Source organism: Vreelandella massiliensis (assembly GCF_900155385.1).
Taxonomy (GTDB): Bacteria; Pseudomonadota; Gammaproteobacteria; order Pseudomonadales; family Halomonadaceae; genus Vreelandella; species Vreelandella massiliensis.
The window spans coordinates 749,499-772,241 of record NZ_LT699744.1 but is presented as its reverse complement, the minus strand read 5'-3'; the positions used below and the strand labels follow the sequence as shown (position 1 = coordinate 772,241).

23 protein-coding genes are annotated in these 22,743 nt (G+C 58.7%); 6 read left to right on the top strand and 17 right to left on the bottom strand.

Annotated elements, in window-relative coordinates:
- Nucleotides 1-42 precede the first annotated feature (42 nt).
- From BQ9846_RS03590 to BQ9846_RS03570, 5 genes are all read right to left on the bottom strand, one after another.
- Nucleotides 43-492: an acyl-CoA thioesterase gene (locus BQ9846_RS03590; protein WP_075879232.1), complete on the bottom strand. Its 450-nt coding sequence runs from the start codon at nt 490-492 to the stop codon at nt 43-45.
- A 266-nt stretch (nt 493-758) separates the two neighbouring features.
- Nucleotides 759-1,157 carry an ATP-binding cassette domain-containing protein gene (locus BQ9846_RS03585; protein ID WP_075879231.1) on the bottom strand — a complete coding sequence of 133 codons (399 nt, stop codon included), beginning with the start codon at nt 1,155-1,157 and terminating at the stop codon, nt 759-761.
- Nucleotides 1,158-1,162: 5 nt separating this feature from the next.
- Entirely contained in the window at nt 1,163-3,391 is a 2,229-nt protein-coding gene (locus tag BQ9846_RS03580; RefSeq protein WP_159437903.1) for a TonB-dependent siderophore receptor, read from the bottom strand.
- Nucleotides 3,392-3,626: 235 nt separating this feature from the next.
- Complete coding sequence (locus BQ9846_RS03575; protein WP_075879230.1) at nt 3,627-4,643, bottom strand: FecR family protein; 1,017 nt, start codon at nt 4,641-4,643, stop codon at nt 3,627-3,629.
- Nucleotides 4,644-4,653: 10 nt separating this feature from the next.
- Entirely contained in the window at nt 4,654-5,181 is a 528-nt protein-coding gene (locus BQ9846_RS03570) for a sigma-70 family RNA polymerase sigma factor (RefSeq protein WP_075879229.1), read from the bottom strand.
- 304 nt (nt 5,182-5,485) lie between these two features.
- On the opposite strand from BQ9846_RS03570, the gene BQ9846_RS03565 reads away from it, so the two are divergent.
- The 3 genes from BQ9846_RS03565 (at nt 5,486) to BQ9846_RS03555 (ending at nt 7,872) form a co-directional block, all read left to right on the top strand.
- A complete protein-coding gene (locus tag BQ9846_RS03565; RefSeq protein ID WP_075879228.1) occupies nt 5,486-6,451 on the top strand; it encodes a calcium/sodium antiporter in 966 nt (321 codons plus the stop codon).
- Nucleotides 6,452-6,807: 356 nt separating this feature from the next.
- Nucleotides 6,808-7,320, top strand: a complete 513-nt coding sequence (locus BQ9846_RS03560) for a hypothetical protein (RefSeq protein WP_075879481.1) — start codon at nt 6,808-6,810, stop codon at nt 7,318-7,320.
- Between the two features lie 234 nt (nt 7,321-7,554).
- Nucleotides 7,555-7,872 carry a rhodanese-like domain-containing protein gene (locus tag BQ9846_RS03555; protein ID WP_075879227.1) on the top strand — a complete coding sequence of 106 codons (318 nt, stop codon included), beginning with the start codon at nt 7,555-7,557 and terminating at the stop codon, nt 7,870-7,872.
- A gap of 72 nt (nt 7,873-7,944) precedes the next feature.
- Here the strand turns inward: BQ9846_RS03555 and BQ9846_RS03550 are convergent, their stop codons facing one another.
- From BQ9846_RS03550 to doeA, 9 genes are all read right to left on the bottom strand, one after another.
- The gene (locus tag BQ9846_RS03550) at nt 7,945-8,481 is read right to left on the bottom strand and encodes a DUF924 family protein (RefSeq protein ID WP_075879480.1); all 537 of its coding nucleotides are present in this window, start codon (nt 8,479-8,481) and stop codon (nt 7,945-7,947) included.
- 82 nt (nt 8,482-8,563) lie between these two features.
- Entirely contained in the window at nt 8,564-9,031 is a 468-nt protein-coding gene (locus BQ9846_RS03545; protein WP_075879226.1) for an S-ribosylhomocysteine lyase, read from the bottom strand.
- 59 nt (nt 9,032-9,090) lie between these two features.
- Nucleotides 9,091-9,438 carry a putative quinol monooxygenase gene (locus BQ9846_RS03540; protein ID WP_075879225.1) on the bottom strand — a complete coding sequence of 116 codons (348 nt, stop codon included), beginning with the start codon at nt 9,436-9,438 and terminating at the stop codon, nt 9,091-9,093.
- Between the two features lie 64 nt (nt 9,439-9,502).
- Nucleotides 9,503-10,180, bottom strand: coding sequence for a haloacid dehalogenase type II (locus BQ9846_RS03535; RefSeq protein ID WP_075879224.1), 678 nt, complete (start codon nt 10,178-10,180; stop codon nt 9,503-9,505).
- Nucleotides 10,181-10,309: 129 nt separating this feature from the next.
- The gene (locus BQ9846_RS03530; protein WP_075879223.1) at nt 10,310-11,743 is read right to left on the bottom strand and encodes an aminotransferase; all 1,434 of its coding nucleotides are present in this window, start codon (nt 11,741-11,743) and stop codon (nt 10,310-10,312) included.
- Nucleotides 11,744-11,919: 176 nt separating this feature from the next.
- A complete protein-coding gene (locus BQ9846_RS03525; protein WP_075879222.1) occupies nt 11,920-13,416 on the bottom strand; it encodes an NAD-dependent succinate-semialdehyde dehydrogenase in 1,497 nt (498 codons plus the stop codon).
- Between the two features lie 168 nt (nt 13,417-13,584).
- The gene (locus tag BQ9846_RS03520; protein ID WP_075879221.1) at nt 13,585-14,064 is read right to left on the bottom strand and encodes an Lrp/AsnC family transcriptional regulator; all 480 of its coding nucleotides are present in this window, start codon (nt 14,062-14,064) and stop codon (nt 13,585-13,587) included.
- A gap of 16 nt (nt 14,065-14,080) precedes the next feature.
- The gene (gene doeB, locus BQ9846_RS03515; protein WP_075879220.1) at nt 14,081-15,097 is read right to left on the bottom strand and encodes a N(2)-acetyl-L-2,4-diaminobutanoate deacetylase DoeB; all 1,017 of its coding nucleotides are present in this window, start codon (nt 15,095-15,097) and stop codon (nt 14,081-14,083) included.
- A gap of 35 nt (nt 15,098-15,132) precedes the next feature.
- Complete coding sequence (doeA, locus tag BQ9846_RS03510) at nt 15,133-16,332, bottom strand: ectoine hydrolase DoeA (RefSeq protein WP_075879219.1); 1,200 nt, start codon at nt 16,330-16,332, stop codon at nt 15,133-15,135.
- 230 nt (nt 16,333-16,562) lie between these two features.
- Between doeA and BQ9846_RS03505 the strand changes: the two genes are divergently transcribed.
- The 3 genes from BQ9846_RS03505 to BQ9846_RS03495 all read left to right on the top strand — a co-directional run bounded on the left by BQ9846_RS03505 (nt 16,563) and on the right by BQ9846_RS03495 (nt 19,194).
- Nucleotides 16,563-17,492: a 2-hydroxyacid dehydrogenase gene (locus BQ9846_RS03505; protein WP_075879218.1), complete on the top strand. Its 930-nt coding sequence runs from the start codon at nt 16,563-16,565 to the stop codon at nt 17,490-17,492.
- 62 nt (nt 17,493-17,554) lie between these two features.
- Nucleotides 17,555-18,253, top strand: a complete 699-nt coding sequence (locus tag BQ9846_RS03500) for a hypothetical protein (RefSeq protein ID WP_075879217.1) — start codon at nt 17,555-17,557, stop codon at nt 18,251-18,253.
- An 8-nt stretch (nt 18,254-18,261) separates the two neighbouring features.
- On the top strand, nt 18,262-19,194 hold the full coding sequence (locus BQ9846_RS03495) for a LysO family transporter (RefSeq protein ID WP_075879216.1): 933 nt from the start codon (nt 18,262-18,264) through the stop codon (nt 19,192-19,194).
- Nucleotides 19,195-19,234: 40 nt separating this feature from the next.
- On the opposite strand, the gene BQ9846_RS03490 is transcribed toward BQ9846_RS03495, so the two are convergent.
- The 3 genes from BQ9846_RS03490 to BQ9846_RS03480 form a co-directional block, all read right to left on the bottom strand.
- Nucleotides 19,235-21,427 (bottom strand): OsmC domain/YcaO domain-containing protein, encoded by a 2,193-nt coding sequence (locus BQ9846_RS03490; RefSeq protein ID WP_075879215.1) that lies wholly within the window; start codon nt 21,425-21,427, stop codon nt 19,235-19,237.
- Between the two features lie 113 nt (nt 21,428-21,540).
- Nucleotides 21,541-21,945 carry a ribonucleotide reductase subunit alpha gene (locus BQ9846_RS03485; RefSeq protein ID WP_075879214.1) on the bottom strand — a complete coding sequence of 135 codons (405 nt, stop codon included), beginning with the start codon at nt 21,943-21,945 and terminating at the stop codon, nt 21,541-21,543.
- 43 nt (nt 21,946-21,988) lie between these two features.
- A complete protein-coding gene (locus BQ9846_RS03480; protein ID WP_235818895.1) occupies nt 21,989-22,720 on the bottom strand; it encodes a Crp/Fnr family transcriptional regulator in 732 nt (243 codons plus the stop codon).
- Between the last annotated feature and the right edge of the window lie 23 nt (nt 22,721-22,743).

Sequence of the window (22,743 nt, the reverse complement as noted above, 5' to 3'; positions counted from 1 at the left end):
CAGTGAGAGGCAACAGGATTCCCACTGAGCGTGGCAAGCCGATTAGAGGCTAAAGGCCTCTTTTTCAAGGGACAACGCGTTTAGCGCCTGGCGCACATCGCCTTCGATCGGGGTGGCTTTATTGGCTTTCATATCCAGCAGCACAAAGGTGACATCCGCTTTTGCGACTAAAGCACTATCCCCTGCGCCATCCTGGCGACGAATGATTTGGTGGTGGCATACCGCGCTGCGCTCGCCTACTGCGGTGATGCCGGTCAACACCACCAGATCATCGCCTGCCACTGCCGCGGCTCGGTAATCGATGTTTAAATTGACCACCACAAAGGCTTTGCCGGCCTGATGCAGCTCTTTTATTAACGCGGGATGCTCATCAAAAAACGTCCAACGCCCCTCCTCCATGAACTCTAAGTAACGCGCGTTATTCACATGGCCATAACCATCGAGGTGATAGCCACGAACGCGCAGTGCCGTGCGTGAAAGTCGATCACTCATCCTCAAAACCCCTTCTGCTGGCAGTTGAAACAGTGGTTAAAACGGTGGTTGAAACAGCTAAAGTTAAAGGCAGACACCAAATCAAACACAAGTTTGAAACACATACAACATCGTGGTGTTAAGCAATCACGCTGGCAGGTGAGCGCTGCTTTCGCCATAATGAGCGCCCTTTTCTCTAGGACAGGCGATATGTGGTTTAAAAACCTGCTGTTATACCGCCTTCACGGCGCGCCGGAAAACGCTCAAGAACTTTCTCAAGAACACTCTCAAGAACACGCACAATCGCCCTCCCTTGATGCCTTGGGCGACGCCTTAGCGGCGCACGCGGCGCGCCCGCTCGGCAGCGCCGATGCGCGCCGGATGGCTTCCGGCGCCGCCGGCGACTGGGGCAGCAGCCCCAGCCGCTTGGCCACCTCGCGGGTGGGCAGGCGGTGGATATCGCTGCCATCGAGCAGAACCGAGCCGCCCATGGGCGCGGCCAGCCGCGCCATGGTGCGCAGCAGCGTCGACTTGCCGCAGCCATTGGGCCCGAGCAGCACGGTGAGCTGACCATCCGGCACGTCAAGGTCGAGGTCCGTGAGTATTGGCGTGGCGCCATAGCCCGCGGCAAGAGCGCGGGCCTGGAGTGGCGACTTTTTGCCGAAGGCGTGTCCGGTCAAAATCATCGGCTTCAGAAGGTGTAACGCGCCGAAAGCGTCACTTTCAAAGGATCGCCCGGGTAGACCCGCGATGCCCGGTAGCCACCGGTCCAGTGCTCCTCGTCGGCCAGGTTCTTGCCGACCAGGGAGATATCCACGTCGCCCTTCTCGTAGAAGACACCGGCGTTGAAGAGCGTGTAGTCAGGCAGTGGGAACCCTTCCTGGAACGTCTCCCGCTCACCGACGTACTCGGCGCCAGCGCCCACCGCGAATCCGCTACCCAGGTCGTACTTGCCCCACAGCGTAGCGGCATGGTGAGGAGCCCCCTCCTTGGTCTTGCCTTCGTTTTCGGCGATCTCGTCTTCGGTCACCTCGGCGTTGTTGTAGGCGTAGTTGGCGATGATCGACAGACGATCGGTGAGGTTGCCGATCGCTTCCAGTTCCAGGCCGGTGGACTGCTCCTGACCGCGCTGGCGGTAAAGGTCAGGATTGCTGGCGTCATTGGCCCAGACGACAATGTCGTCGTTGACGATATGGTAGAGCGCCGCGGTGAACAGCAGATCGCCGCCGAAGGCGAGATGCTTGGCGCCGACCTCGAACAGGCGGCTAGTGGTCGGGTCGAAAGGGCCACCTTGTGCCGATGTGTAGCCGAAGTTGGGCTCAAAGCCCTCGGCGTAGGTGCCGTAGAAGCTCAGGTCGTCGGTGTAGCGGTAGACTACCCCCAGCCGCGGTGCCAGGTCGCTGTCCGAGTACTCTTCGCCTCCGATGGCCTGGGTGCTGAAGCTAGAGTAGCGCAGGCCCGCGAGGAAGTCCCAGTCACCCAGGGTGACCTGATCCTGCACGAAGAGTCCGGTGCGCTCGTTATCTTCTCCCCAGGGTCCCCAAGGATCCACCAATGGATAACTGTCCACCGGGCGACTGATGTTCTCCGGGTCGAGCACATCGAAGACGAAGACATTATTCGCTTGCTGATCCCTTGATTCTTTCTCCTGGCGCATCGCATCGGCGCCGACCACCAACTCGTGAGCGAAGTTGCCGGTTTCAAACTCACCGGTCGCGTAGACGGTACCGCTGAGAGTCTCGGCTTCAGTGTCACGCTCACCATAGCGAATGGTGTACTCGCTGCCTGAAGGTAGCGTTGCGCCAAAACCAACGCGATGCTCCCTCAGGTCCTCTTCGTAGTCGTGGTATTGAAGCGAAGCCGAAAGGCGCCACTGATCCGACAGGGCCTGATCCAGGGAGAGAGCAGCGGTGAAATCCCGGGTATCTAAACCGTCACCGGGCTGAGTCACCGAGACGTCAATAGGCACCACGCCGAGGTCGCTGGCGTCACGCAGGTTGGGCTGTCCCCGGTCCAGCACGGTTTCGCGGTTGGTGTAGCTCAGCTCCAGGTTGAGCCGGGTGTCCTCGCTGGGTACCCACGACATCGAGGGCGAGAGACTGTAGCCCTCGTCAAAGATTTCTGTCCTGAACGAGTCGTGGTCCCACTTCGAGGCATTGAAGCGATACAGGAGCGTGCCGCTGTCGTTTACCGGCCCGGTGGTATCGACGGCAAGCAAACCCTGGTTGTCTCCCCCACCGAAGGTGCCCAGGTCGCCGCGCACCTCATGCCGGCTCTCGGCCAAGGGCTTCTTGGTGACGATATTGACTACCCCGCCGGGTGTGGCCTGACCGTAGAGCACCGCCGAAGGCCCCTTGATGACCTCGACACGCTCGACGTTGGCGATATAAGGCTGCGTCCAGAAGTTGTTGTAGACCCGCTGGCCGTTGACCCGCCGGTCATCCTGATTGCGGAAGCCGCGAATGGTAAGGTCGTCGTAGACCGAGAACTCGTTCATCCCGGCCACATAAGGAGCCACATCGTTGAGCGTAAGAAGGTTCTGTTCCTCGATGACCTCCTTGGTGACGGCATTGACCGTCTGGGGCACATCGAGAATGTGCGTTTCGGTCTTGGTCGCGGCGAAGGTGGAGTCGGCGAAGTCGGTGGTGATCGCACGGCCCACGACCTCGATGGTCTGCAGCGAGGTCTCACCACCATTCGCCTGGGCGGTTTCGCGCGCCAGTGTCACCCTGTCGGCCCCGGTAAAGCGGGCATCCAGACCGGTCCCTGCCAGCACCTCGTCTAGGGCCTCGGCGGCCGAATACTGCCCGTCCAGGCCTTCGCTGGTCTTGCCCTGGGTTAATTCGGGGTTAAAAGAGAGGCTCAAACCCGCCTGCTGAGCCAGCGTATTGAGCACCGAGGTAAGAGAGCCAGCGGGCACATAATAGGTCTGGCGAAGCTGTGTTTCCGCTTCAGCGCCATCCTGTTGCGCAAAAACGCTGGTTGGGAGCAGTGACCAGCCGGCAGCGGTCGCGATCCCGATAGCCAGGGCAATAGGTCGAAGTGTAAATGGTTTGGAAGACGTGGAGAAAGACATTGTTGATCCCTTGGAGTTTTGGTGTTCTGCCTATCAAGACGAACCCGAAAACAAAAGGGACAGCAAATACGAAAAATTTTTATTCTTTTTTGCGGTTAACGCTGATCAACCAGGGCGTAAAACGCTGTGTCTCAATGGGCAGCGCGCGCGCAAGAACATCAAGCGCTTTATCCATATCGTCCAGCGGCAGCACGCCAGAGACTCTCAACGGCGCGAGTTCAGCTGCGTCGTAACGCAGCACGCCTGGGTAGTAGCGCGCCAACGCATCGAGTGCCTCGTTCAGCGGGCGATTATCCAGCACCATTGTGCCCGCCGTCCAGGCAGGCTGCTGGGTTAAGTCAAGCGCTTGCGGTGAATAGATGCCATGGCTCACCTCTCCCCCATGGCCGCTATCCACTTCCTGGCAGGCGGTATCGCGCGGGCAGACATCAACGCGGGACTCGTACACGGCCACCCGCATCGAAGGCGCACCCGCCTGGCGCAGGCGCTGGACACTAAAGGCGGTTCCCAGGGCACGCACACTTCCTTCAGGCGTCACGACCTCCAACGGCCGCTGGCTGTCGGGCGCCACCTCGACAAAAACCCGTCCTTTTAGCAGCTCAATACTGCGCCGTTTCTGGCTGAAAGCGATATCCACGGCGGAGTCGGTATCAAGCGTCAGCTCGCTACCATCTTCCAACACCACCGTATTGCGCTCGCCCACGGCGGTGTGGTGATCCGCCAGCAGGTAGTGCGGCGCCGGCGTTCCACTCGCCCACCAGCCTGCGGGAATCAGTGAGAGCAACAGTATCGCCAGGCCGCCGGCTTTTCCTAACAGACGGCGCCGATGAACACGCTCCTGCTGAAAAGTATATTCCAGGGTTTTGCCGAGCCCCGGCTGCTCGGCACTGGAAAAGGCGCTCCATGTACTGCGCATCGCCTCCCAGGCACGTCCATGCTCATCGTCGCGCTGTAGCCAGCGCTCGAAATCGCGCCGTTGATCAGGGGAAACATCCTCATCGGCAAAGGTCACGCACCATTGAGCGGCTTCCAGTAGCGCCTTTTCAGAAGGAGGAGTTGGAGAGGATATGGGGGGACAAGATTGATGCGGTCTCACGTGTTAGAACTCACACTGTGTTTGCCTGGAGAGCACGATGACAGTGCAGCAGACCCTGCGCAACATACTTTTTCACCATGCTGACACTCACTCCCAGTTCCTCGGCGATGTCGGCCTGTGACGCACCATCAAGGCGAAAGCGTAAAAAGGCTCGGCGTGGCTTATCTCCCAGCCCGTCCAGCAGCGTAGCCACGTGCTCTAGGGTATCCAGCACTTCATTGATCTCTTCCGCCGAAGGGGCAAACGCATGCTCGGCTTCCATTTCTGCATAGGTCTCACGCCACGTCTGCTCAAGGCGCGCCCGTCGCGCGTTATCAATCAAAAGACGGGTGGCAATTTTAGCCAGAAACGCCTTGGGCTGTTTCACGCCATTTTCATCTGTGCAACTTAGCACCCGGTAGAAGGTATCATGAGCACAATCTGACGCTCTCTCCGGACAACCTAGTTTCTGTTGCAACCAGTTCTTCAGCCACTGGTGATGAGACTGATAGAGAATCTCTGTCTGCGCATGGGAGGATGCCTTGGGGAACGACGTCATAGCTGACCCGGAAAATAATGCAAATGAAAGTGATTATAATTTAACTGACAATCACTCTCCTCGCAACGCCCGCGAGGGGATCACTCGGCGCTAAAAACCCAGCTAAATTAGAAAGTTCTGCGAAAATAGGGGGGGAGGCAAACAGTCGAGGAATCAATAGATATTCTGGCCAGCCTAGCGCACCACGAAAACGGCTACGCGCGCCGGTTTGCGGATTGTTCGGCTTGCCTAAGGCATCTTGCAAACGTCATGGCGTCAACGCACACTAGCTTTCTCCCTCTACCTCCTTTAAATGAGGCGCATCATGCTGCTAGCGGTGGTTGCCATTATCGTGGGTCTTGCTCTTTTGGTCTGGAGCGCTGACAAATTCGTTGAAGGCTCCGCCGTAACCGCCGGCCACTTCGGCATGCCGCCGCTTCTGATTGGCATGGTCGTGGTGGGGTTTGGCACCTCGGCACCGGAGATGGTGGTCTCCGCGCTGGCGGCCACTCAGGGCAATCCTGGATTGGCGCTTGGCAACGCCTACGGCTCGAACATCAGCAATATTGCGCTGATCCTGGGTATCACCGCCTTGATTAGCCCGATTGCCGTTCACTCGCAGGTACTGCGCAAAGAGCTGCCGCTACTCGCGCTTATCACTCTGCTGACGTACTGGCTGCTATGGGATGGCAGGCTGAGCTTTTTCAATGCGCTGGTGCTGATGGCGGTGTTTGCTGGCTTGCTCGGCTGGTCGATCTATCAGGGCATGACGCAAAAATCAGACCCTATGGCGACCGAGGTGGAAGCAGAGCTTGAAAGCCAGGGCATGACGATAAAAAAAGCCGTGTTCTGGCTGGTGATCGGGCTTGGCTTGCTGATTTTAAGCTCGCGGATTCTGGTCTGGGGCGCGGTGGATCTCGCCACGGCCTTTGGCGTCAGTGATTTGATTATCGGGCTGACCATTGTCGCCATCGGCACATCGTTACCCGAACTCGCCTCCTCGGTGATCGCCGCGCGCAAAGGCGAGCACGATCTCGCCCTAGGCAATATCTTAGGCTCCAACTTGTTCAATACCCTGGCGGTGGTCGGCATTGCCGGGCTGATATCTCCCATGGCGGTGGCGCCGGAAGTGCTCAGCCGTGACCTCGCTGTCATGACCGCCCTGACGTTATCGCTCTTCGTCATCGGTTACGGCTTCCGCGGCCCCGGCCGCATCAACCGCGTCGAAGGCGGCGTACTGCTCGCTTGCTTTATCGGCTATACAGCGTACCTGGTGACAACGGCTTTTTGATTTCATACCGATATAACCGTGTATAGCGTAATTGACTGTTTCTGCCGAGGGTTGGTGCTTGAGCAAAGATAAGTGCTCTTATGTAAGATATATCTTACAAAAAAATAATCCAATTATTACAAAGAATTATATTTTTTGCCCCAGCTCAACTCCTTTGTTTAACGCGCCTTGATCCGTCCTTCGACTCCGCGTATGTTACGCATTTTTACGGGCAGAAAGCGAAAACCAACCCAGCCAAAATATTGCTTTCCCCAAGAAAGGTTTTTGGCATTTGCCAAATGGTGCTGCCATGAAGGCGGCTGTAAGGAAGCAGCACTCGCTGCGTAAAAACACTGATGGATCAACAAGGGAACACCATGCAAAAACTAAAAATTGCCGCCGCCGTAACGGCATTAAGCGTACTCTCTGGCTGTGCCTCTATCGTTGGAGAAAAAGAGCAGTCTGTTACTATCAACAGCACGCCCAGTAACGCCAATGTTGTCATCACTGACGAGCGTAGCCAAGAAGTCCACTCTGATACCACGCCAACTACCGTGCAGCTGCGTAAATCCGATGGTAGCTATTTTGGCGGCAAAACTTACACTGTTGAAATTTCAAAAGATGGCTACGAATCCCGCACGATGATGGTTAACTCCACGCCTAACGGCTGGTACATCGGCGGTAACCTCATTTTTGGTGGCTTTATTGGTTGGCTGATCGTCGACCCGCTTACCGGAGCGATGTACAACCTCTCTCCCGATAGCCTCAATGCCTCACTCGGTGAAAGCGTCGCTACCACAGCAAACGGCGACTCCGAAATCACACTCGTCCTAGTGGAAGACGTGCCCTCGCACCTACTTGACGACATGCAGTACCTCGGCCAAATCTAACGGCCTGCAAAGCACCGCTTTCGTGGCGGTGCTTTTACTTCCCACGATAAGGCTTTTAAAACAGCTCATCTCCTTTCAAAAAAAGCGCTCTCCTGGCACCAAAAGGTGAGACTAGTCGACGCCCTGCCCTCCATGGGCCCCGGCAAATTGAAAATCTTCTTTTCGCTGCTATGTTCAGAGTCAGGGTTTCGTGTTTATACCCTATCGAAACCGTCAGCCAACCAGGGAGGAAACATGAAAGCCATTACTCGCAACGACCTGAAGATCATGAACGAGACGGAGCACGAAGATTTCGTGCTGATTAACGTTCTACCACGGGAAGTCTTCAACGAGCAGCACATCCGCACCTCGATTAACATTCCGGTGCAGGATGATGATTTCGTCAAGAAGGTTGAAGACGTGGCAGGCAGCAAGGACCGCAAGATTGTGGTCTACTGCGCCAACTTCGAGTGCGATGCCTCACCTAAAGCCGCCGAGAAGCTTGAGGAAGCCGGATTTACTCAGGTGTACGACTACGAGGGCGGCACTGAGGATTGGTTCGAGAAGCGCTGACCCTTACCCAAATCCCGCCTTTATTCGACATAGGCCTCCTCCTGCGAAGGGGGCTATGCAGAAGAGACCTATTCAAAAGCGTGAACCCGGCTGTTTGAGAAACTCGATCTCCTCAGGCGTAGAAGTGCGACCCAGTACGTCGTTGCGGTGCGGGTAGCGGCCGAAGCGGTCGATGATTTCTTTGTGTTTTATCTCATATCTAACGTTATCCGCCGGCGCGAATGCCTTGAACAAGGCGTCTGCCTGCTCGTGGATAAGCCGCGATTCGCTGTGCATATAGGGCATCAGCAGGAAAGTGCGCTCGTCCTGGGTTAAGTCATCGAGTGCGCCGGCGGCCACGGCTTCCTGAGCGAGCACTAGCGCTTGCGCGTCTTGGGCAAATGCATCCGGTGTGTTGCGGTAAATATTGCGGGAAAACTGATCGAGCACGATCACCTCGGCCAGGCGTCCTTTTGCAGAGGCGCGCCAACCATACAGCTCTCCGGCAATGGCCTGCTGCAGCACGCCAGAGAAGCGCGCCTTGAGCTCTTGATCAAACGCCGGGTCCACTCGCCACCACTGCTTAGGCGCAATCTCGTGAAACCAAAAAGTGAGTATGTTCTGGTACATGGGCACACCGCTTTTTTGCTCAAACTGATGTGAAAACGCCTCCGCGAGGGAGGCGCTTTGGGATTGCGTGGTAGCGCGGCGATCAAGCAAACACTTGCGTCCACTCGCTGCGCTTATCCAGCAGGCCGCGCGCGAGCTCTTGGGCGCCTTCGAGGCTGTGGCTAGCGGCCCAACCACACTGCATTTCGTTGCAGGCAGGCACTTCGGTGGCGTTGAGTACGTCTTTCAGCGTCTGCTCGACCATGTTGACCACGTCATCGTAGTCGTCGTGGTTGATCATGGCGATATAGAAGCCGGTCTGGCAGCCCATCGGGCTGATATCGACGACTTTATCGGAGTGGTTGCGCGAAAGCTCGGCGAGCAGGTGCTCAAGCGAGTGCAGCGCGGGCATCTCCATGTGCGCCTTATTGGGCTGGCAGATGCGCAGGTCGTATTTATGGATACGGTCGCCCTGCTCACCCTCTTTAATATCGGCGAGGCGAATGTAGGGCGCCTTAACCTTGGTGTGATCCAGGTTAAAGCTTTCAACATTCATCTTTTGTTCGGTCATGGTCGCTCCTTTCGCTATGTCGCTGGTCTTGAAACTCGCCCCTATTCTACACCCCTCGTCTACACCTTGGGCGCGTCAAAGTTCCACGGCTCGTCGGTGTAGACGCAGACATTGGCATCTTCGATATCGCCGTCGGGGGACTCGACGTTCTCAGCGAAGAAAGCTTGAATCTCCTGGCGCTGGCAGTGCGCCTCGAAGGCTTCGCGGTTCGCCCAAATCTCGTGAAAAACGATAGGGTAACTCTCCCCCTCGGCGAAGGGGTTTTGAATCTGGCGTGTGACGGTGTAGAGCAGGCAAGCATCTTCCCGGTGGGCATTGGGTTCCAGCGCTTGCAGTGCTTTGAACACCGCCTCTTCTTTGCCGGGCTTGGGTTTAAAGCTGGCCGTGCAGTAAATCTTTTGTGACATGATAGCTCTCTGGTGCGTTAGAAAATTCCATTATGCGCGCCGTGACAGCGACTGACAAAAACCACTAGCGCAGCAGGCGCTCTGCTAGGGTTTCCAACTCCGGCACGGTCATATCCGGCTCAATACCCCAGGGGTCAAACGGTGCCTCTGAGGAGCGGCGAATCCAGGCGCTGCGAAGCCCGGCGTGGGTCGCGCCGATGACATCGAAGGGGTTGCTGGAGATCAACCAGGTCGCCTCGGGGCGCGCTTCAAGGCGAGTGCGCAGGTACGCGTAAACGGCAGGGTCGGGTTTGAAACGCTTGACGTCATCCACGCTGATCACGTCATCCATGTGGTGCAGAACGTTTGCCCGCTCAAGCAGTGTTTCCACCGCCTGGCGGGTACCGTTTGAGAATGCCACACAGCGCATGCCAGCGTCGCGCAAGGTATCCAGCGCGGGCACCACATCGGGAAAGGCGGGAAGCTCGGCGTACACCGCCATCAGGTGATCGTGATCGTTATCGGAGAGGCCGGTTTGTAGCGCGCGATCGGTGAACACCAGGGCTTCGCGGGTACACTCAGAAAAGGGCAGGTAGTGCCCCATGAGCCCATGACGAAAGCTGTACTCCAGCTGCTTATCGCGCCAGCGGCGGGCAAACTCGGTAGCCTTTTCGGGTTGGGTCAAGCGGCGCTCGAGCTCGGCGATAACCCCTTGCGTATCAATGAGGGTGCCATAAACATCAAAGGCAATCACGGCTTGCATATTGGCTCCTTAAACAGCGTCAACCACACTATGTGTACAGCATAGCGAACACCTTACACGTTAGCCCTTAAAAAACCCGCTAAAAAACGCCGCCACCCCTCTCAGGGCAGCGGCAGGTGGAGCACAGGCCTAGAGCGTCAGCGCGGCCTCTTTTTGCCCCTGCTTGAGATCGCCCGAGCGTGAGAGTTCATCGGTGACGCGGTCGACTGCGCGTTTAACCCGGCCGATCATGTCGTCCACCTCTTCGCGATTGATGGTCAGCGGTGGCGCAAACCCAAGGATATCGCCTTGCGGCATGGCGCGGGCGATCAGGTTCTCTTCAAGTGCCGCGGCGGCGACACGCGGACCGACTTTCAGTGCCGGGTCAAAGTGCTCGCGCTGCGCGGCATCCGGCGAAAACTCGAGTGCGGCCATCAGGCCCACGCCGCGCACATCGCCTAACAGCGGGTGGCCGTCAAACGTGGTCTTAAGCTGCTGCTGGAAGTAAGCGCCGGTTTCGGCGGCATTGCCCACCAGGTTCTCGCGCTCGATGATGTCCAGGTTCACCAAGCCCGCCGCACAGCCTAGCGCGTGGCCGGAGTAGGTCCAGCCGTGGCCGATGGGGCCGTATTCACCGGTGCCGGCTTCCAGCACTTTCCATACTTTATCGCCCACGATCACCCCGGAGAGCGGTTGGTAGGCGCTGGTCAGCCCCTTGGCGATGGTGACCAAGTCGGGCTGGATGTTGTAGTGATGGCTGCCGAAGTCGGAGCCGGTACGGCCAAAACCGCATACCACTTCATCGGCAATCAGGAGTACGTCGTACTTATCCAGCACGGCTTGAATTTCACCCCAGTAGCCCTCCGGCGGCGGCACGATGCCGCCGGTGCCGAGCACCGGTTCGCCGATAAAGGCGGCCACGCTGTCCGGGCCTTCCTCGAGAATCATCGCTTCAAGCTTCTCGGCGCAGAACGCGGAGAATTCGCGCTCGCTCATGCCGTGCTGTTCGGCGGCGCGGTGGTAATAGTACGGCGCTTCGGTGTGGCGGATGGTTTCAATTGGCAGATCGAAGTGATCATGGAACGCCTTTAGGCCAGTCAGCGAGCCGGAGGCGATGCCCGAGCCGTGGTAGCCGCGCATGCGCGAGATCACCTTTTTCTTCTGCGGGCGACCGAGCACGTTGTTGTAGTAACGCACGATTTTGAGCTGCGTTTCGTTGGCGTCACTGCCGGACATGCCGTAGTACACCTTGGACATGTTCATGCCGGCGATTTTCAGAATGCGCTCGGAGAGGGCGATCTGCGGCTCGTTCGCGTGGCCCACATAGGTGTGGTAGTAAGAGAGCTCCATCGCCTGTTGGTAGATGGCTTCGGCGACTTCGGTGCGGCCGTAACCGATATTCACGCAGTAGAGCCCGGCAAAGCCGTCGATAAATTCGCGACCATCTTTATCGACGATAGTGATCCCTTTACCGCCTGTTATCACGCGCCCCGGCGCATCGCCGTGGGCGAAATCACGCAGATGAGTGGAGGCGTGAAACGTGACTTTACGGTCGCGGTCGATTAAATCCTGATGCAAGCTCATGGCGTTCTCTCTGTACAATAATCCTCCGCATTGGCGGAGTGGACAAACGTTATTCAAGTGGCAAGGGCAGGTGCTAAGCGAACCGTCTTTTTCAGGGATGAAAAAGTCGAGCGCCCAAGGATGGGTTCACAGCGTGTTCGCGTGTACCTGCCCTCGCCACGTGCTAGCGCAAACAATTAGCTACCGGAAACAGACCCTAGCGCGCCGAGGCAGTAGTATTTGGTTTCCAGGTACTCATCGATACCGCTGGCGCCCCCTTCACGGCCAAGGCCGGACTGCTTCACGCCGCCAAAAGGTACCGGCGGGCCGGTCATTTTCACCGAGTTGACCGCTACCATGCCGAACTCCAGGGCGCGCAAGAGTTTCCAGATGCGGCGAATGTCGTGGGTGTACACGTAAGCCGCGAGACCGTAATCGGTATCGTTGGCAAGCTCGATCACTTCGTCATCGTCGGCGTAAGGCGTGATACCGGCGATGGGCGCGAAGCTCTCCTCTTGCCAAAGACGCATGCCGCGGGTGATGCCCGTGAGCAGCACCGGCATGAAGAAGTTCGGCCCCGGTGCCTGGCTCTGGTCGCCGGCGACCAGCGTGGCGCCCTTGGAGATGGCGTCATCGACAATGCCCGCCGCCTTCTCGACCGCTTGCCGGTGAATCAGCGGGCCGAGGTCGATTTCACTCTCAAGCCCATTGCCCACGGTCAGCGCGGCCATGCGCTCGGCAAAGTGCTCGACAAATGCATCGTGGATGGATTCGTGCACCAGAATCCGGTCCGCCGCGAGGCAGTCTTGGCCTGCGGTCTGGAACTTGGCCGCCACCGCCGCGAACGCCGCCTCTTTCGGGTCCATATCCGGCCCGACGATAAAGGGCGCATCGCCGCCGAGCTCCAACGAGAGCCGTTTCACGGTGGGGGCGCTCTGCTCCATCAACAGACGCCCAACGCGGGTGGAGCCGGTGAACGACAGCGCCTTGATACGCGGCTCGGCGCAGAGAATCTTGGACACTTCGGGCGGGTCGCCCAGCACCACGTTGAAGATGCCCTCCGGAATGCCCGCGCGCTCGGCAAGCTCGGCCAGCGCCAGCGCCGAGAACGGGGTCTCATTAGCCGGTTTAACAATCACTGGGCAGCCCGCGGCCAAGGCAGCGGCGGCTTTGCGGGTGATCATCGCCAACGGAAAGTTCCACGGTGTGATCAGCGCGGCAATGCCCACCGGCTCTTTGATCGTGCCAAGCGAAGCGTTGGGAATGTGGCTGGGTATCGTCTCGCCGTAGGTGCGCTTGCCCTCTTCGGCGAACCAACGCACGAAGCTTGCGCCGTACTCCACTTCGCCACGCGCATCCGGCAGCGGCTTGCCCTGCTCCAGGGTCATGAGGGTGGCCAAGTCTTCGCGGTTGGCTTGAATCAAATCGTACCAGGCCAGCAAACGCTCGCAGCGTTCATCCGCGCGCATCGCCCGCCAGTGCACATAGGCGGCGTCGGCGGCGTCCACTGCGGCGGTAATCTGCTCGGGTTCCAGCAGCGGGATATGGCCCAAGGCTTCACCGGTGGCGGGGTCTGTCACCACCTCTTCGCGGCCACCTTCACCGTGGGTCCACTTGCCATTCACGTAGGCGTATTGGCGAAAAAGGCGTGGATCTTCCAGGCGCTTGGCGAGTGTGGTGGATAGTGTCGTCATGGCAGCCTCCCCTGAACGGCGGCGCAAAAGAAAACAAAACGGCCGACAGGGCCGTTGGCGTTTTGATGCTGCCAGGGTAAGGGAGAGCGCGCCCGAAGTGCTTTTGAAAGCGCGGGATTTAAATCGCGTTTTTTTTGTCGCGCCCGCGCTGAGGTCGTGTTTTTTTGGCTAGTCGGTGAGCGCTTCGGCGTCGATGCCCACCGGCGGGCGCTTGACCGTTTTGGTCACGATATAGGTGCAGTAGCGCTCGATCCCGACATCGGACACCAGCCACTGATCCATCAGGCGCTGGTAGCTATCGATGGAGCGCGCTTCAAACTTGACTAAATAATCCACCCCGCCGCCCACTGCTACGCACTCGGTCACTTCCGGCGTCACCATCACCAGCGACTCAAAGGCCTTGAAGCTTTCGGCGTCGTGCTTTTTTAGCTCGATTTGTACCCACACGGGGTTACGCGGTATGAGTACATTGCTATCAAGGCGCGCGCTGTAGCCTTGGATAACGCCCGCTTGCTCTAGGCGCTTGACCCGCTCCCAGCAGGGGCTCACGGAAAGGTTGATCGCCTCCGCGAGCTTGGATTTGGTGATCCGCCCGTCGCGGGAGAGAATTTCTAGAATTTTGAGATCGTATCGGTCCAATTTGGTCATGGTGAGTACGCCACGCCTAGGCGTTAAGACGCTCCACCACATCGGCAATCACCGCGAGGGTATCGCCCATATTGATTAGCGCGGGCGCACGCCGTGCCATCAACACTCCATCGCGCTCGGCGCGGTAGGCGACCGGCTCGGTCCCGCTGCGGGTCATGTCGTAGACGTAGGCAATCGTCTGGCCTTTTTCCACCTCGTCACCCAGCGCCACCAATAGCTCCAACACGCCCGCGTGCTGGCTCTGCACGTAGCAGCTGGCATCGGGCATATCCAGATACACCTGCCCGCCCGCGGGCATCTCGACCTCGCCGGCCACAAGTCCATAGTGGATCAAAAAGTTGCGCACGCCGCGCTCGGTAATCGCCATGCTTTGCGGCGTGGAGGTCCCGCCGCCGCCCAGCTCGGTGGCGACAAACACCTTGCCCTGGCGTTCGCAGGCGGTATCGAAGAGTTTCTCCGCGTCGAGCTCAAACATCACCATGGCGTAGGGCGCGCCAAAGGCTTTGGCGCCTTCCAGCGCCGCCTGCTGCTGATTTTTGTCGTCCAGCACATGGGAGGCGGCAAACGGCAGAATATCCAGCGTGCGCCCGCCGGAGTGCAGATCCAGCACCACGTCGCTCATCGGCACCAGCACACGGGTGAAATAGTCGGCGATCTGCGCGGTGGCGTTGCCGTTGGGGTCGCCGGGGAAGCTGCGGTTCATGTTGCCGCCATCCAGCCCCGAGGTGCGCTTGCCGGCGGTGACCGCCGGGGTATTCATACACGGCACGATGATCACCCGACCGCGCACGTCGTCGGCTTTCAGGGTTGAAGAGAGTTTTAACAGCGAGGTGATGCCCTCGTACTCATCGCCGTGGTTGCCCCCGGTGAGAAGCGCCGTGGGTCCGTCACCATTTTTGACCACGGTGATCGGAATCATCACCGCGCCCCAGGCGGACTCATCAGTGGAGATAGGCAGTTTGAGAAAGCCGTGCTGCACACCGTCGGCATCGAAATCGACGGTGGCGGAAATCGGGCTGGGCCGCTTGCTCATATTAAAGCTCCTTGCGTGTCTTGGTGGTGCTTGCGCTATTTAACAAACAGCTGACGGGGAAAGTCGGCCAGCGTCTCGCAGCCATCCTCGGTGATCAAAATACTTTCGGTGATTTCCAGGCCCCAATCCTCTACCCAAAGGCCGGGCATAAAGTGAAACGTCATGCCGGGCTGGAGCACCGATTCATCCGAGGGGCGCAAACTCATGGTGCGCTCGCCCCAGTCGGGGGGGTAGGAAATACCGATGGGGTAACCGCAGCGCGCACCGCCGCGGTCGAAGCCGTATTTATCCATCGCCGCGCCCAGCGCCATGGCGATATCAGCGGTGCGATTGCCCGGCTTGGCCACGGCGAGGCCGTTCTCAATGCCCTCCAGAAGCGCGGATTCGGCACGCAGAAAATCCTTGGGCGGCGTGCCGAGATACACCGTGCGCGACATCGGCGCGTGGTAGCGCTTATAGACGCCGGCAATTTCGAAAAACGTGCCCTCGCCCTCGCGAAACGGCGTGTCATCCCAGGTCAGGTGCGGGGCCGCCGCATCCTTGCCGGTCGGCAGCATCGGCACGATCGCCGGGTAGTCGCCACCAAACACCTTGCCACTCTCATCCACGTAGCCTTCGATACCCACGCGGTAAATCTCGGAAACCAGTTTACTTTTGGGCAGCCCCGGCTCGATCACTTCCAGTATCCGCGAGTGCATGCCCTCCACAATCTTGGCTGCCGTGCGCATGTAAGCGATCTCTTGGGGTGACTTGATCGCCCGGCACCAGTTGACCAGGCCGTTGGCATCCATAAAGCGCGCATGGGGCAGCTCGCGTAGCAAGCTTTGATACGCCTTGGCGGTGAAGTAGTAGTTATCCATCTCCATGCCCACCACCCCCTCATGCCAGCCACGGTCCGGCATGATCGACTGCGCCAGATACTCCATGGGGTGCATATCAGGGTTTTGGACGTAGTAATCCGGGTAGTAGGTGATATTTTCTGGATCAATCCAGCAGGTTAACAGCGCGCCGTTGGCATCCATGCGACGGCCAAACCACACCGGCTCACCCTCCAGGCCGACGAGCACACACTGGTGTACATAAAACGACCAGCCATCGTAACCGGTAAGCCAAGCCATGTTGGAGGGATCGCTAACGATCACCACGTCAATACCACGGCTCGCCATTTCAGCGCGCACCTTCCACAACCGATTCGCGTACTCGTCGCGGGTGAAAGGCAGGGAAACCTCACTCATCGGGCAACTCGCCATTAAAGATCGCTAAGAACCGAAAAAGCGACACATGTCGCTTTTTCGGGCCACAGGATCGACCCTGGCCACCACCACAGTTGGCCCGCCAATGTCGTCTTAGGCTGATACTAGCACCACTCCTCGGCTGCCGGTCAAAGCCTTTATGACAAAAAAACCGTTCACCCGTGATAGCGTTAGCATTAATGCCCCATAACACCGAGCCGAAGGGAGCCAAGATGAAAATTGTCGTACACATCAAGGGTGAAGCCGAGCAGTGGCGCGAGGCACTGGCTGACGCTTTTCCCGAGGCGACTGTCCTCACTAGCGATGCCTGCGCCGAGGAGCGCAAAAACGCCGACTACCTGGCGGTGTGGAAGCCACCCGAGCACCTGCTGCGTGAACAAACCCAGCTAAAGGCGATGATCAATTTAGGTGCCGGGGTGGATTATCTGCTGCGTACCCCCGGGCGGCCAAAGGAGGTGCCCATCGCCAAGCTGCGCGACGCCGGCATGAGTGAACTGATGGCGGATTATGTCCTCTATGGCGTGCTGCACTTCTACCGCAGCTTCGACCGCTACGCCGCGCAGCAGGCCAATGCCCAGTGGCAGCCGCACCCGGTGGAGGAGAAGTCACAGTGGCCGGTGGGCGTACTAGGGCTTGGCGCCATTGGTGCCCATGTGGCCGAAACGCTTAGCCAGGCGGGCTTTCCCGTCTCGGGGTGGAGCCGCTCACCCAAGCGGATCGAAGGCGTGAACTGCCTTCACGGCGACGACGGCTTGGAGAACATACTCAGCCAAGCCAAAACGCTGATCACCCTGCTGCCAGACACGACTGAGACGCGTGGGATTATCAACGCTAAACGCCTCGGCCAACTGCCCCAAGGCGCGAGCCTGATCAACCCGGGCCGCGGGACGCTGGTGGATGAAAACGCGCTGCTCAAAACGCTCGATGCGTCGGAAGGCTTGCGCGGGGCGATGCTGGATGTCTTCCCCGAGGAGCCGTTACCCGCGGATAACCCGCTATGGCGGCACCCAAAGGTCACCATCACCCCGCACATGTCCGCCCCTACCCCGTTACATGACGCTATCGATCAAGTGATCGCCTACATACGCGATTTTGAAGCCGGTAAATCCGTCACCACCGTTGACCCGGAAAATGGCTACTGACACGTAACCCCCCAGGCGCTATAGTCAGCGCCCCGTGCCAACGCCGATAGAAGGAGCGCCGCATGTTACTCACTCGCCGTTCACTGACCCTGGCTATTGGCGCGCTGACCGGTTGGCTTTCGGCGCTCCCCTTGTGGGCCGATGGCACACCGGCTGACGCCACGCACGGCGCGCTCACGCCGTTTGAGGCTGAGTACCGCCTGGAAGTGAAAGGCTGGCCCAGCGCCACCATTACTCACCGGCTGATAAACGAGGCGCACTACTGGTTAAGCGATATGCGCTTTTCGGTGGCCGTGGCACGCGGTCAGGAGCGCAGCCAGTTCTTCATCGACGATGACGCCACCCGTTCGCTCCACTACAGTAGCAGCTACTCCCTGCTCGGCATCGGTAATAGCTACCAGCTCAATGAAGCCGATATCGTGTCACTTGATCGCCAAGCGGCAATTATCGACCTCGCCCGGCGCGCGGGCAGTGAAACCTGCACCGCCATCGTCCCTTGCGACGTCCACTTTGTCGATCATCGAGGCCGCGATGAGCACTTCCAGTACTATTTGCAAAGCGAAGCGCCGCTAGAAGTGCCCGCCGGTCAGTTTGACGCGCGCACGGTGGTGCTGATCGATGCCGAGAAACCCGACCGTGATATTCGGATCAGCTATCACGCCGACTATCCAGGGCTTATCCTCAAAGCGGTTTACCAAAAAGATGGCAAACGCGACACCCAACTGACGCTCACCCAATTGAGCTCGCACGGAGGCAGTTAAGGTTCACCATGTTGTCTGGCTTAATGATCGTGTTACTCCCGCTGGTGCTGGGGTACTTAGTGCCCGTGCGCCGCGCCCACTGGCAAGCCGTTATCAACCACGGCGTCAATGGCTCGGTCTATCTCATTTTACTGCTCATGGGGGTCGGCCTCGCTGGGCTTGAGAACCTCGCATCGCAGCTTTCGCGCCTAGGCGGTAACGCACTGCTGCTCTTTAGCATCACCACCACGTTAAACCTTGCTGCCCTTTGGTGGTTAGCGCGACGCGTGGCGCTTAAGGCCGGCACCTCGCCGGTGGTGAAAGATGCCCCAACCAGCAAGCTCGCGGCGATCAAAGGCTCGCTGCTACTGGTCGGGGTGGTGGCACTGGGCGTTACCCTGGGCGTGCTACTCGGCCCACGCCTGGGTGAGGCGCTTTTCGATACCGCGGATACGCTTGCCGAGTGGGTGCTGTACGCCCTACTGGCGCTGATCGGCTGTCAGCTACGCAACTCGGGTATGCCGCTTAAACAGATTCTGCTCAACCGGATGGGGCTGGCGATTGCGCTGACCTTGGCGGCAAGCTCTTTGCTTGCCGGGCTTTTGGCCGCCCCTCTGCTGTCACTTCACTGGAACGAAGGGCTTGCCATGGCCGCCGGGTTCGGCTGGTACTCGCTCTCGGCGATTCTGATTGGCGATGCGCTTGGTCCGCTGATGGGCGGGGTGGCGTTTTTCAACGACCTCACCCGCGAGCTTGTGGCGTTTATTTTGATCCCGCTGACGATCCATCGCTACACGGCGCTGGCGATTGGCTACGGCGGCGCCACCTCCATGGACTTCACCCTGCCGGTGATTCAGCAGCACGGCGGCGTTGCCTGCGTGCCCATCGCCGTAGTGAGCGGATTTATCCTCTCGCTACTCTCGCCGCCGCTGATCCTGTTTTTTCTCTCGCTATCCGCTTAAGCCGTTCGGGGGTAGCGCTTGGCTACCCCCGCTTCGCCGCTTAAACGGCAATCCCCGCTTTGCCCGCGCGAGCGGTATGGAGCTTTTTATAGCTTTCGATCAGGCGCTGGTGCCGCTCTATTCCGTTCAGTGCCATGCTGGTGGGTTCTAGGCCGTAAAAGCGCTCGCTTCCCTCCACCGAGCCGACAACCGCGGCCATGGTGGCCTCGCCGAACATGCGCTTAAAGTTGGGCAGGTAGTCGGCCAACTCAAGCTCATCATCGAGTTCGATTTCCAACACCGCCTGCAGCGCTTGGTAGAACAGCCCTCGCTCGACGGTATTGTCGTTATACTGGTGGAACATCTCGACGTACTCCAGCGCCTCTGCGTGGCGCGAAAGCGCCAGATTGATCAGAAGCTTGAGTTCCAGAATCGTTAGCTGTCCCCACACGGTGTTTTCGTCGAACTCAATGCCGATCAGCGTGATGATGTCGCTGTGTTCGTCGACCTCACTGGCTTCCAAACGCTCAAGCAAATCGGCCAGCTGCTCATCGCTTAAACGATGCAAGTTGAGAATATCCTCGCGAAACGCCAGCGCCTTGTTGGTGTTATCGACGATCAAGTCTTCCAGGGGGTAGACCTCGGAGTAGCCCGGCACCAGAATCCGGCATACCGGCGCACCAAGGTCGTCGTATACCGCCATGTACACCTCCGCCCCCAGTGCTTCGAAGATGCCGAAAAGCGTCGCGGCTTCGTCTTCGTTGCTGCCGGAGAAATCCCACTCGCAGAAATCGAAATCGGCCTTGGCGCTAAAAAAGCGCCATGACACCACGCCCACCGAATCGATAAAGTGCTCGACGAAGTTGTTCGGCTCGGCGACCGTCTGCGAATTGAAGGTCGGTTGCGGCAGATCGTTCAAGCCCTCGAAACTGCGGCCTTGAAGCAGTTCGGTCAGACTGCGCTCTAGCGCAACTTCAAAACTCGGGTGCGCGCCAAAGGAAGCAAACACACCGCCGGTGCGCGGGTTAATCAGCGTCACGCACATCACCGGAAACTGCCCGCCCAAGGAAGCATCCTTGACCAGCACCGGAAAGCCTTGAGCTTCCAGCGCGTCGATGCCTTCCACAAGATGCGGGTATTTGGCCAACACCTCGCGGGGGACGTCGGGCAAGGTCATCTCCTGCTCGATGATTTCGCGCTTCACCGCGCGCTCGAAAATCTCCGAGAGGCACTGTACCTGCGCTTCGGCGAGCGTATTGCCCGCGCTCATGCCGTTACTCAGAAACAGGTTCTCGATCAGGTTGGAGGGGAAGTAGACCGTCTCGCCATCGGACTGGCGCACAAAGGGCAGCGCGACAATCCCGCGATCGGCGCGGCCGGAGTTGGTATCGATCAAATGCGAGCCACGCAGCTCCCCTTCGGGGTCATAGATCTCCCGGCAGTGCTCATCCAGAACCCCCTCGGGCAGCGAATCGGCGGGCCCTGGCTGAAACCACTTCTCAAAGGGGTAGTGTACGAAGTCACTATTGGCGATCTCTTCACCGAAAAACTGATCGTTGTAGAAGAAGTTACAGCTAAGCCGCTCGATAAACTCACCTAGCGCCGAGCACAGCGCACTCTCTTTTGTCGCGCCTTTACCGTTGGTAAAGCACATCGGTGAAGCCGCATCGCGGATATGCAGCGACCACACGTGGGGCACGATATTGCGCCAGGAAGCGATTTCGATCTTCATGCCCAAATCCGCCAAAAGCCCACTCATATTGGCGATGGTCTCTTCTAGCGGCAGGTCCTTGCCTTCGATATAGGTGCGCGTACCGCCTTCGGGAGCCCCCATCAGCAGCGCCTGGGCATCCTCGTCGATGTTTTCGACGGTTTCAATCTGAAACTCGGGGCCCATCTGCACGACTTTCTTCACTGTGCAACGATCGATGGAGCGCAGGATACCCTGTCGGTCTTTATCGGAAAGATCGGCGGGCAGCTCGACCTGGATCTTGAAAATCTGTTTATAGCGATTCTCCGGGTCGACGATGTTGTTCTGCGACAGACGGATATTCTCGGTGGGAATATCGCGGGCGTTGCAGTACACCTTGACGAAATAGGCGGCGCACATGGCCGAGGAGGCGAGAAAATAGTCGAAGGGACCAGGCGCGGAGCCATCGCCTTTATAGCGAATCGGCTGATCGGAGATAACCGCGAAATCATCGAACTTGGCCTCCAGACGGAGGTTATCGAGATAATTGACTTTGATTTCCATGAACGGGGCCTAAATAGGTAACAAGAGGTGGCGCGCATCCGCGCTCGTTGCGCGCCATTATCCAGTTTTTACCCCGCTTCGTCTTGGGTCACATTCGGCTGACAAGGAACTCGTTAATGCGCGTTGGCGGTGGTCAGCGCAATCGCCTCACCTTGGCGGTCAAACGCGACCATTCGCCCGATATCGCCCATTTGCACCGCAATCACCAAGTGCGAAAGGCGTGATTCGATCACTTCCTCGCTGCCGGGGTGATCCATCGCAGCAACCAGGGCAATATCCCAATCAACGCCGGTGGCTTGGGACTCTTCCGCCAGCGTGGCCATGTCGTCGAGTTCGGTCGGGCATTTGTCCACGCACAGTACCGGGGTTAACACGCCGCCCTCACCGCGCTCGACGCTTTCCCGCTGCGTCGGCGTGGGAAAATCCGGTAGCTCCGCGCGCGCGAGCACAAACAGAAGGCGCTGAGGCACGGGCTGGTGGCGCGCTTCTTGAATCAGGTCGTCCAGGGTTGTCAGCATGACAGTCTCGCACAGTAGTAGAGGGTTTAATGGTGGCCAATGCCTATCTGCCGGCGCTGAGAAACTGGCGCAGGCGGGGTTCGTCGAGCACGGTCAGGCGCTGGCGGCTTGTTTCGATTATCTTCTGCTCACGCAGCCTGGTCAGCATGCGTGACAAGGTTTCAGGCGTCATCGCCAGCTGGTCGGCGAGCCAGCTTTTGGGCAGCGATAGACGCAGGGTATACGGGGTTTTCACACGGCCACGGGGCATTTGGCGCAGCAGGTAGCTCACTAGACGTGCCATGGCATCGCCCTGGGTGACCAGCGCCAAGTCCTCCAAACGATCGGTGAGTTCCAGTGCCAGCCGGCTCATGAATTCAGCGCGGCAGGCGGGGTGCGTGTCCAGCACTTGGCGACACGCGGCCGCGGGAAGCGCGATCACGTGCGTCATCCGTTTTATCTCGGCCGAATAGAGGTAACTGCCAAGGTTGGCCACCATGCTCAGTTCACCGAGCGTACTACCACGCTCGACATGGCGGATGGTGGCTTGGCTACCGTCTGGAGCGATTCTCACCAAGCGCACCATGCCTGTAATCACGATATAGAGCCATTCGGCAGGGGCATCTTGATGAAAGAGCCACTCCCCCTCTTCAACGTCGATCACTGCACTTTGCGCTAGCAGCTCAGTGCGCTCAAGCTCGGTCAGAGCACTTAACCAGGAGACACCGCCTAGCAGCTCGTTAAGCTGGTAAGGCTGGCAGAGCAAGTCAAGCGAGGAGCTGGGCGGTTGTGCCATGTTCATCATGCGTATCCTTTATC

Bases quoted from the DNA above. Each gene is read 5' to 3' on its own strand.
- BQ9846_RS03590 (WP_075879232.1), bottom strand. From the start codon at position 492: ATGAGTGATCGACTTTCACGCACGGCACTGCGCGTTCGTGGCTATCAC.
- BQ9846_RS03585 (WP_075879231.1), bottom strand. From the start codon at position 1,157: ATGATTTTGACCGGACACGCCTTCGGCAAAAAGTCGCCACTCCAGGCC.
- BQ9846_RS03570 (WP_075879229.1), bottom strand. From the start codon at position 5,181: ATGACGTCGTTCCCCAAGGCATCCTCCCATGCGCAGACAGAGATTCTC.
- BQ9846_RS03565 (WP_075879228.1), top strand. From the start codon at position 5,486: ATGCTGCTAGCGGTGGTTGCCATTATCGTGGGTCTTGCTCTTTTGGTC.
- BQ9846_RS03560 (WP_075879481.1), top strand. From the start codon at position 6,808: ATGCAAAAACTAAAAATTGCCGCCGCCGTAACGGCATTAAGCGTACTC.
- BQ9846_RS03555 (WP_075879227.1), top strand. From the start codon at position 7,555: ATGAAAGCCATTACTCGCAACGACCTGAAGATCATGAACGAGACGGAG.
- BQ9846_RS03550 (WP_075879480.1), bottom strand. From the start codon at position 8,481: ATGTACCAGAACATACTCACTTTTTGGTTTCACGAGATTGCGCCTAAG.
- BQ9846_RS03545 (WP_075879226.1), bottom strand. From the start codon at position 9,031: ATGACCGAACAAAAGATGAATGTTGAAAGCTTTAACCTGGATCACACC.
- BQ9846_RS03540 (WP_075879225.1), bottom strand. From the start codon at position 9,438: ATGTCACAAAAGATTTACTGCACGGCCAGCTTTAAACCCAAGCCCGGC.
- BQ9846_RS03535 (WP_075879224.1), bottom strand. From the start codon at position 10,180: ATGCAAGCCGTGATTGCCTTTGATGTTTATGGCACCCTCATTGATACG.
- BQ9846_RS03530 (WP_075879223.1), bottom strand. From the start codon at position 11,743: ATGAGCTTGCATCAGGATTTAATCGACCGCGACCGTAAAGTCACGTTT.
- BQ9846_RS03525 (WP_075879222.1), bottom strand. From the start codon at position 13,416: ATGACGACACTATCCACCACACTCGCCAAGCGCCTGGAAGATCCACGC.
- BQ9846_RS03520 (WP_075879221.1), bottom strand. From the start codon at position 14,064: ATGACCAAATTGGACCGATACGATCTCAAAATTCTAGAAATTCTCTCC.
- doeB (WP_075879220.1), bottom strand. From the start codon at position 15,097: ATGAGCAAGCGGCCCAGCCCGATTTCCGCCACCGTCGATTTCGATGCC.
- doeA (WP_075879219.1), bottom strand. From the start codon at position 16,332: ATGAGTGAGGTTTCCCTGCCTTTCACCCGCGACGAGTACGCGAATCGG.
- BQ9846_RS03505 (WP_075879218.1), top strand. From the start codon at position 16,563: ATGAAAATTGTCGTACACATCAAGGGTGAAGCCGAGCAGTGGCGCGAG.
- BQ9846_RS03500 (WP_075879217.1), top strand. From the start codon at position 17,555: ATGTTACTCACTCGCCGTTCACTGACCCTGGCTATTGGCGCGCTGACC.
- BQ9846_RS03495 (WP_075879216.1), top strand. From the start codon at position 18,262: ATGTTGTCTGGCTTAATGATCGTGTTACTCCCGCTGGTGCTGGGGTAC.
- BQ9846_RS03490 (WP_075879215.1), bottom strand. From the start codon at position 21,427: ATGGAAATCAAAGTCAATTATCTCGATAACCTCCGTCTGGAGGCCAAG.
- BQ9846_RS03485 (WP_075879214.1), bottom strand. From the start codon at position 21,945: ATGCTGACAACCCTGGACGACCTGATTCAAGAAGCGCGCCACCAGCCC.
- BQ9846_RS03480 (WP_235818895.1), bottom strand. From the start codon at position 22,720: ATGGCACAACCGCCCAGCTCCTCGCTTGACTTGCTCTGCCAGCCTTAC.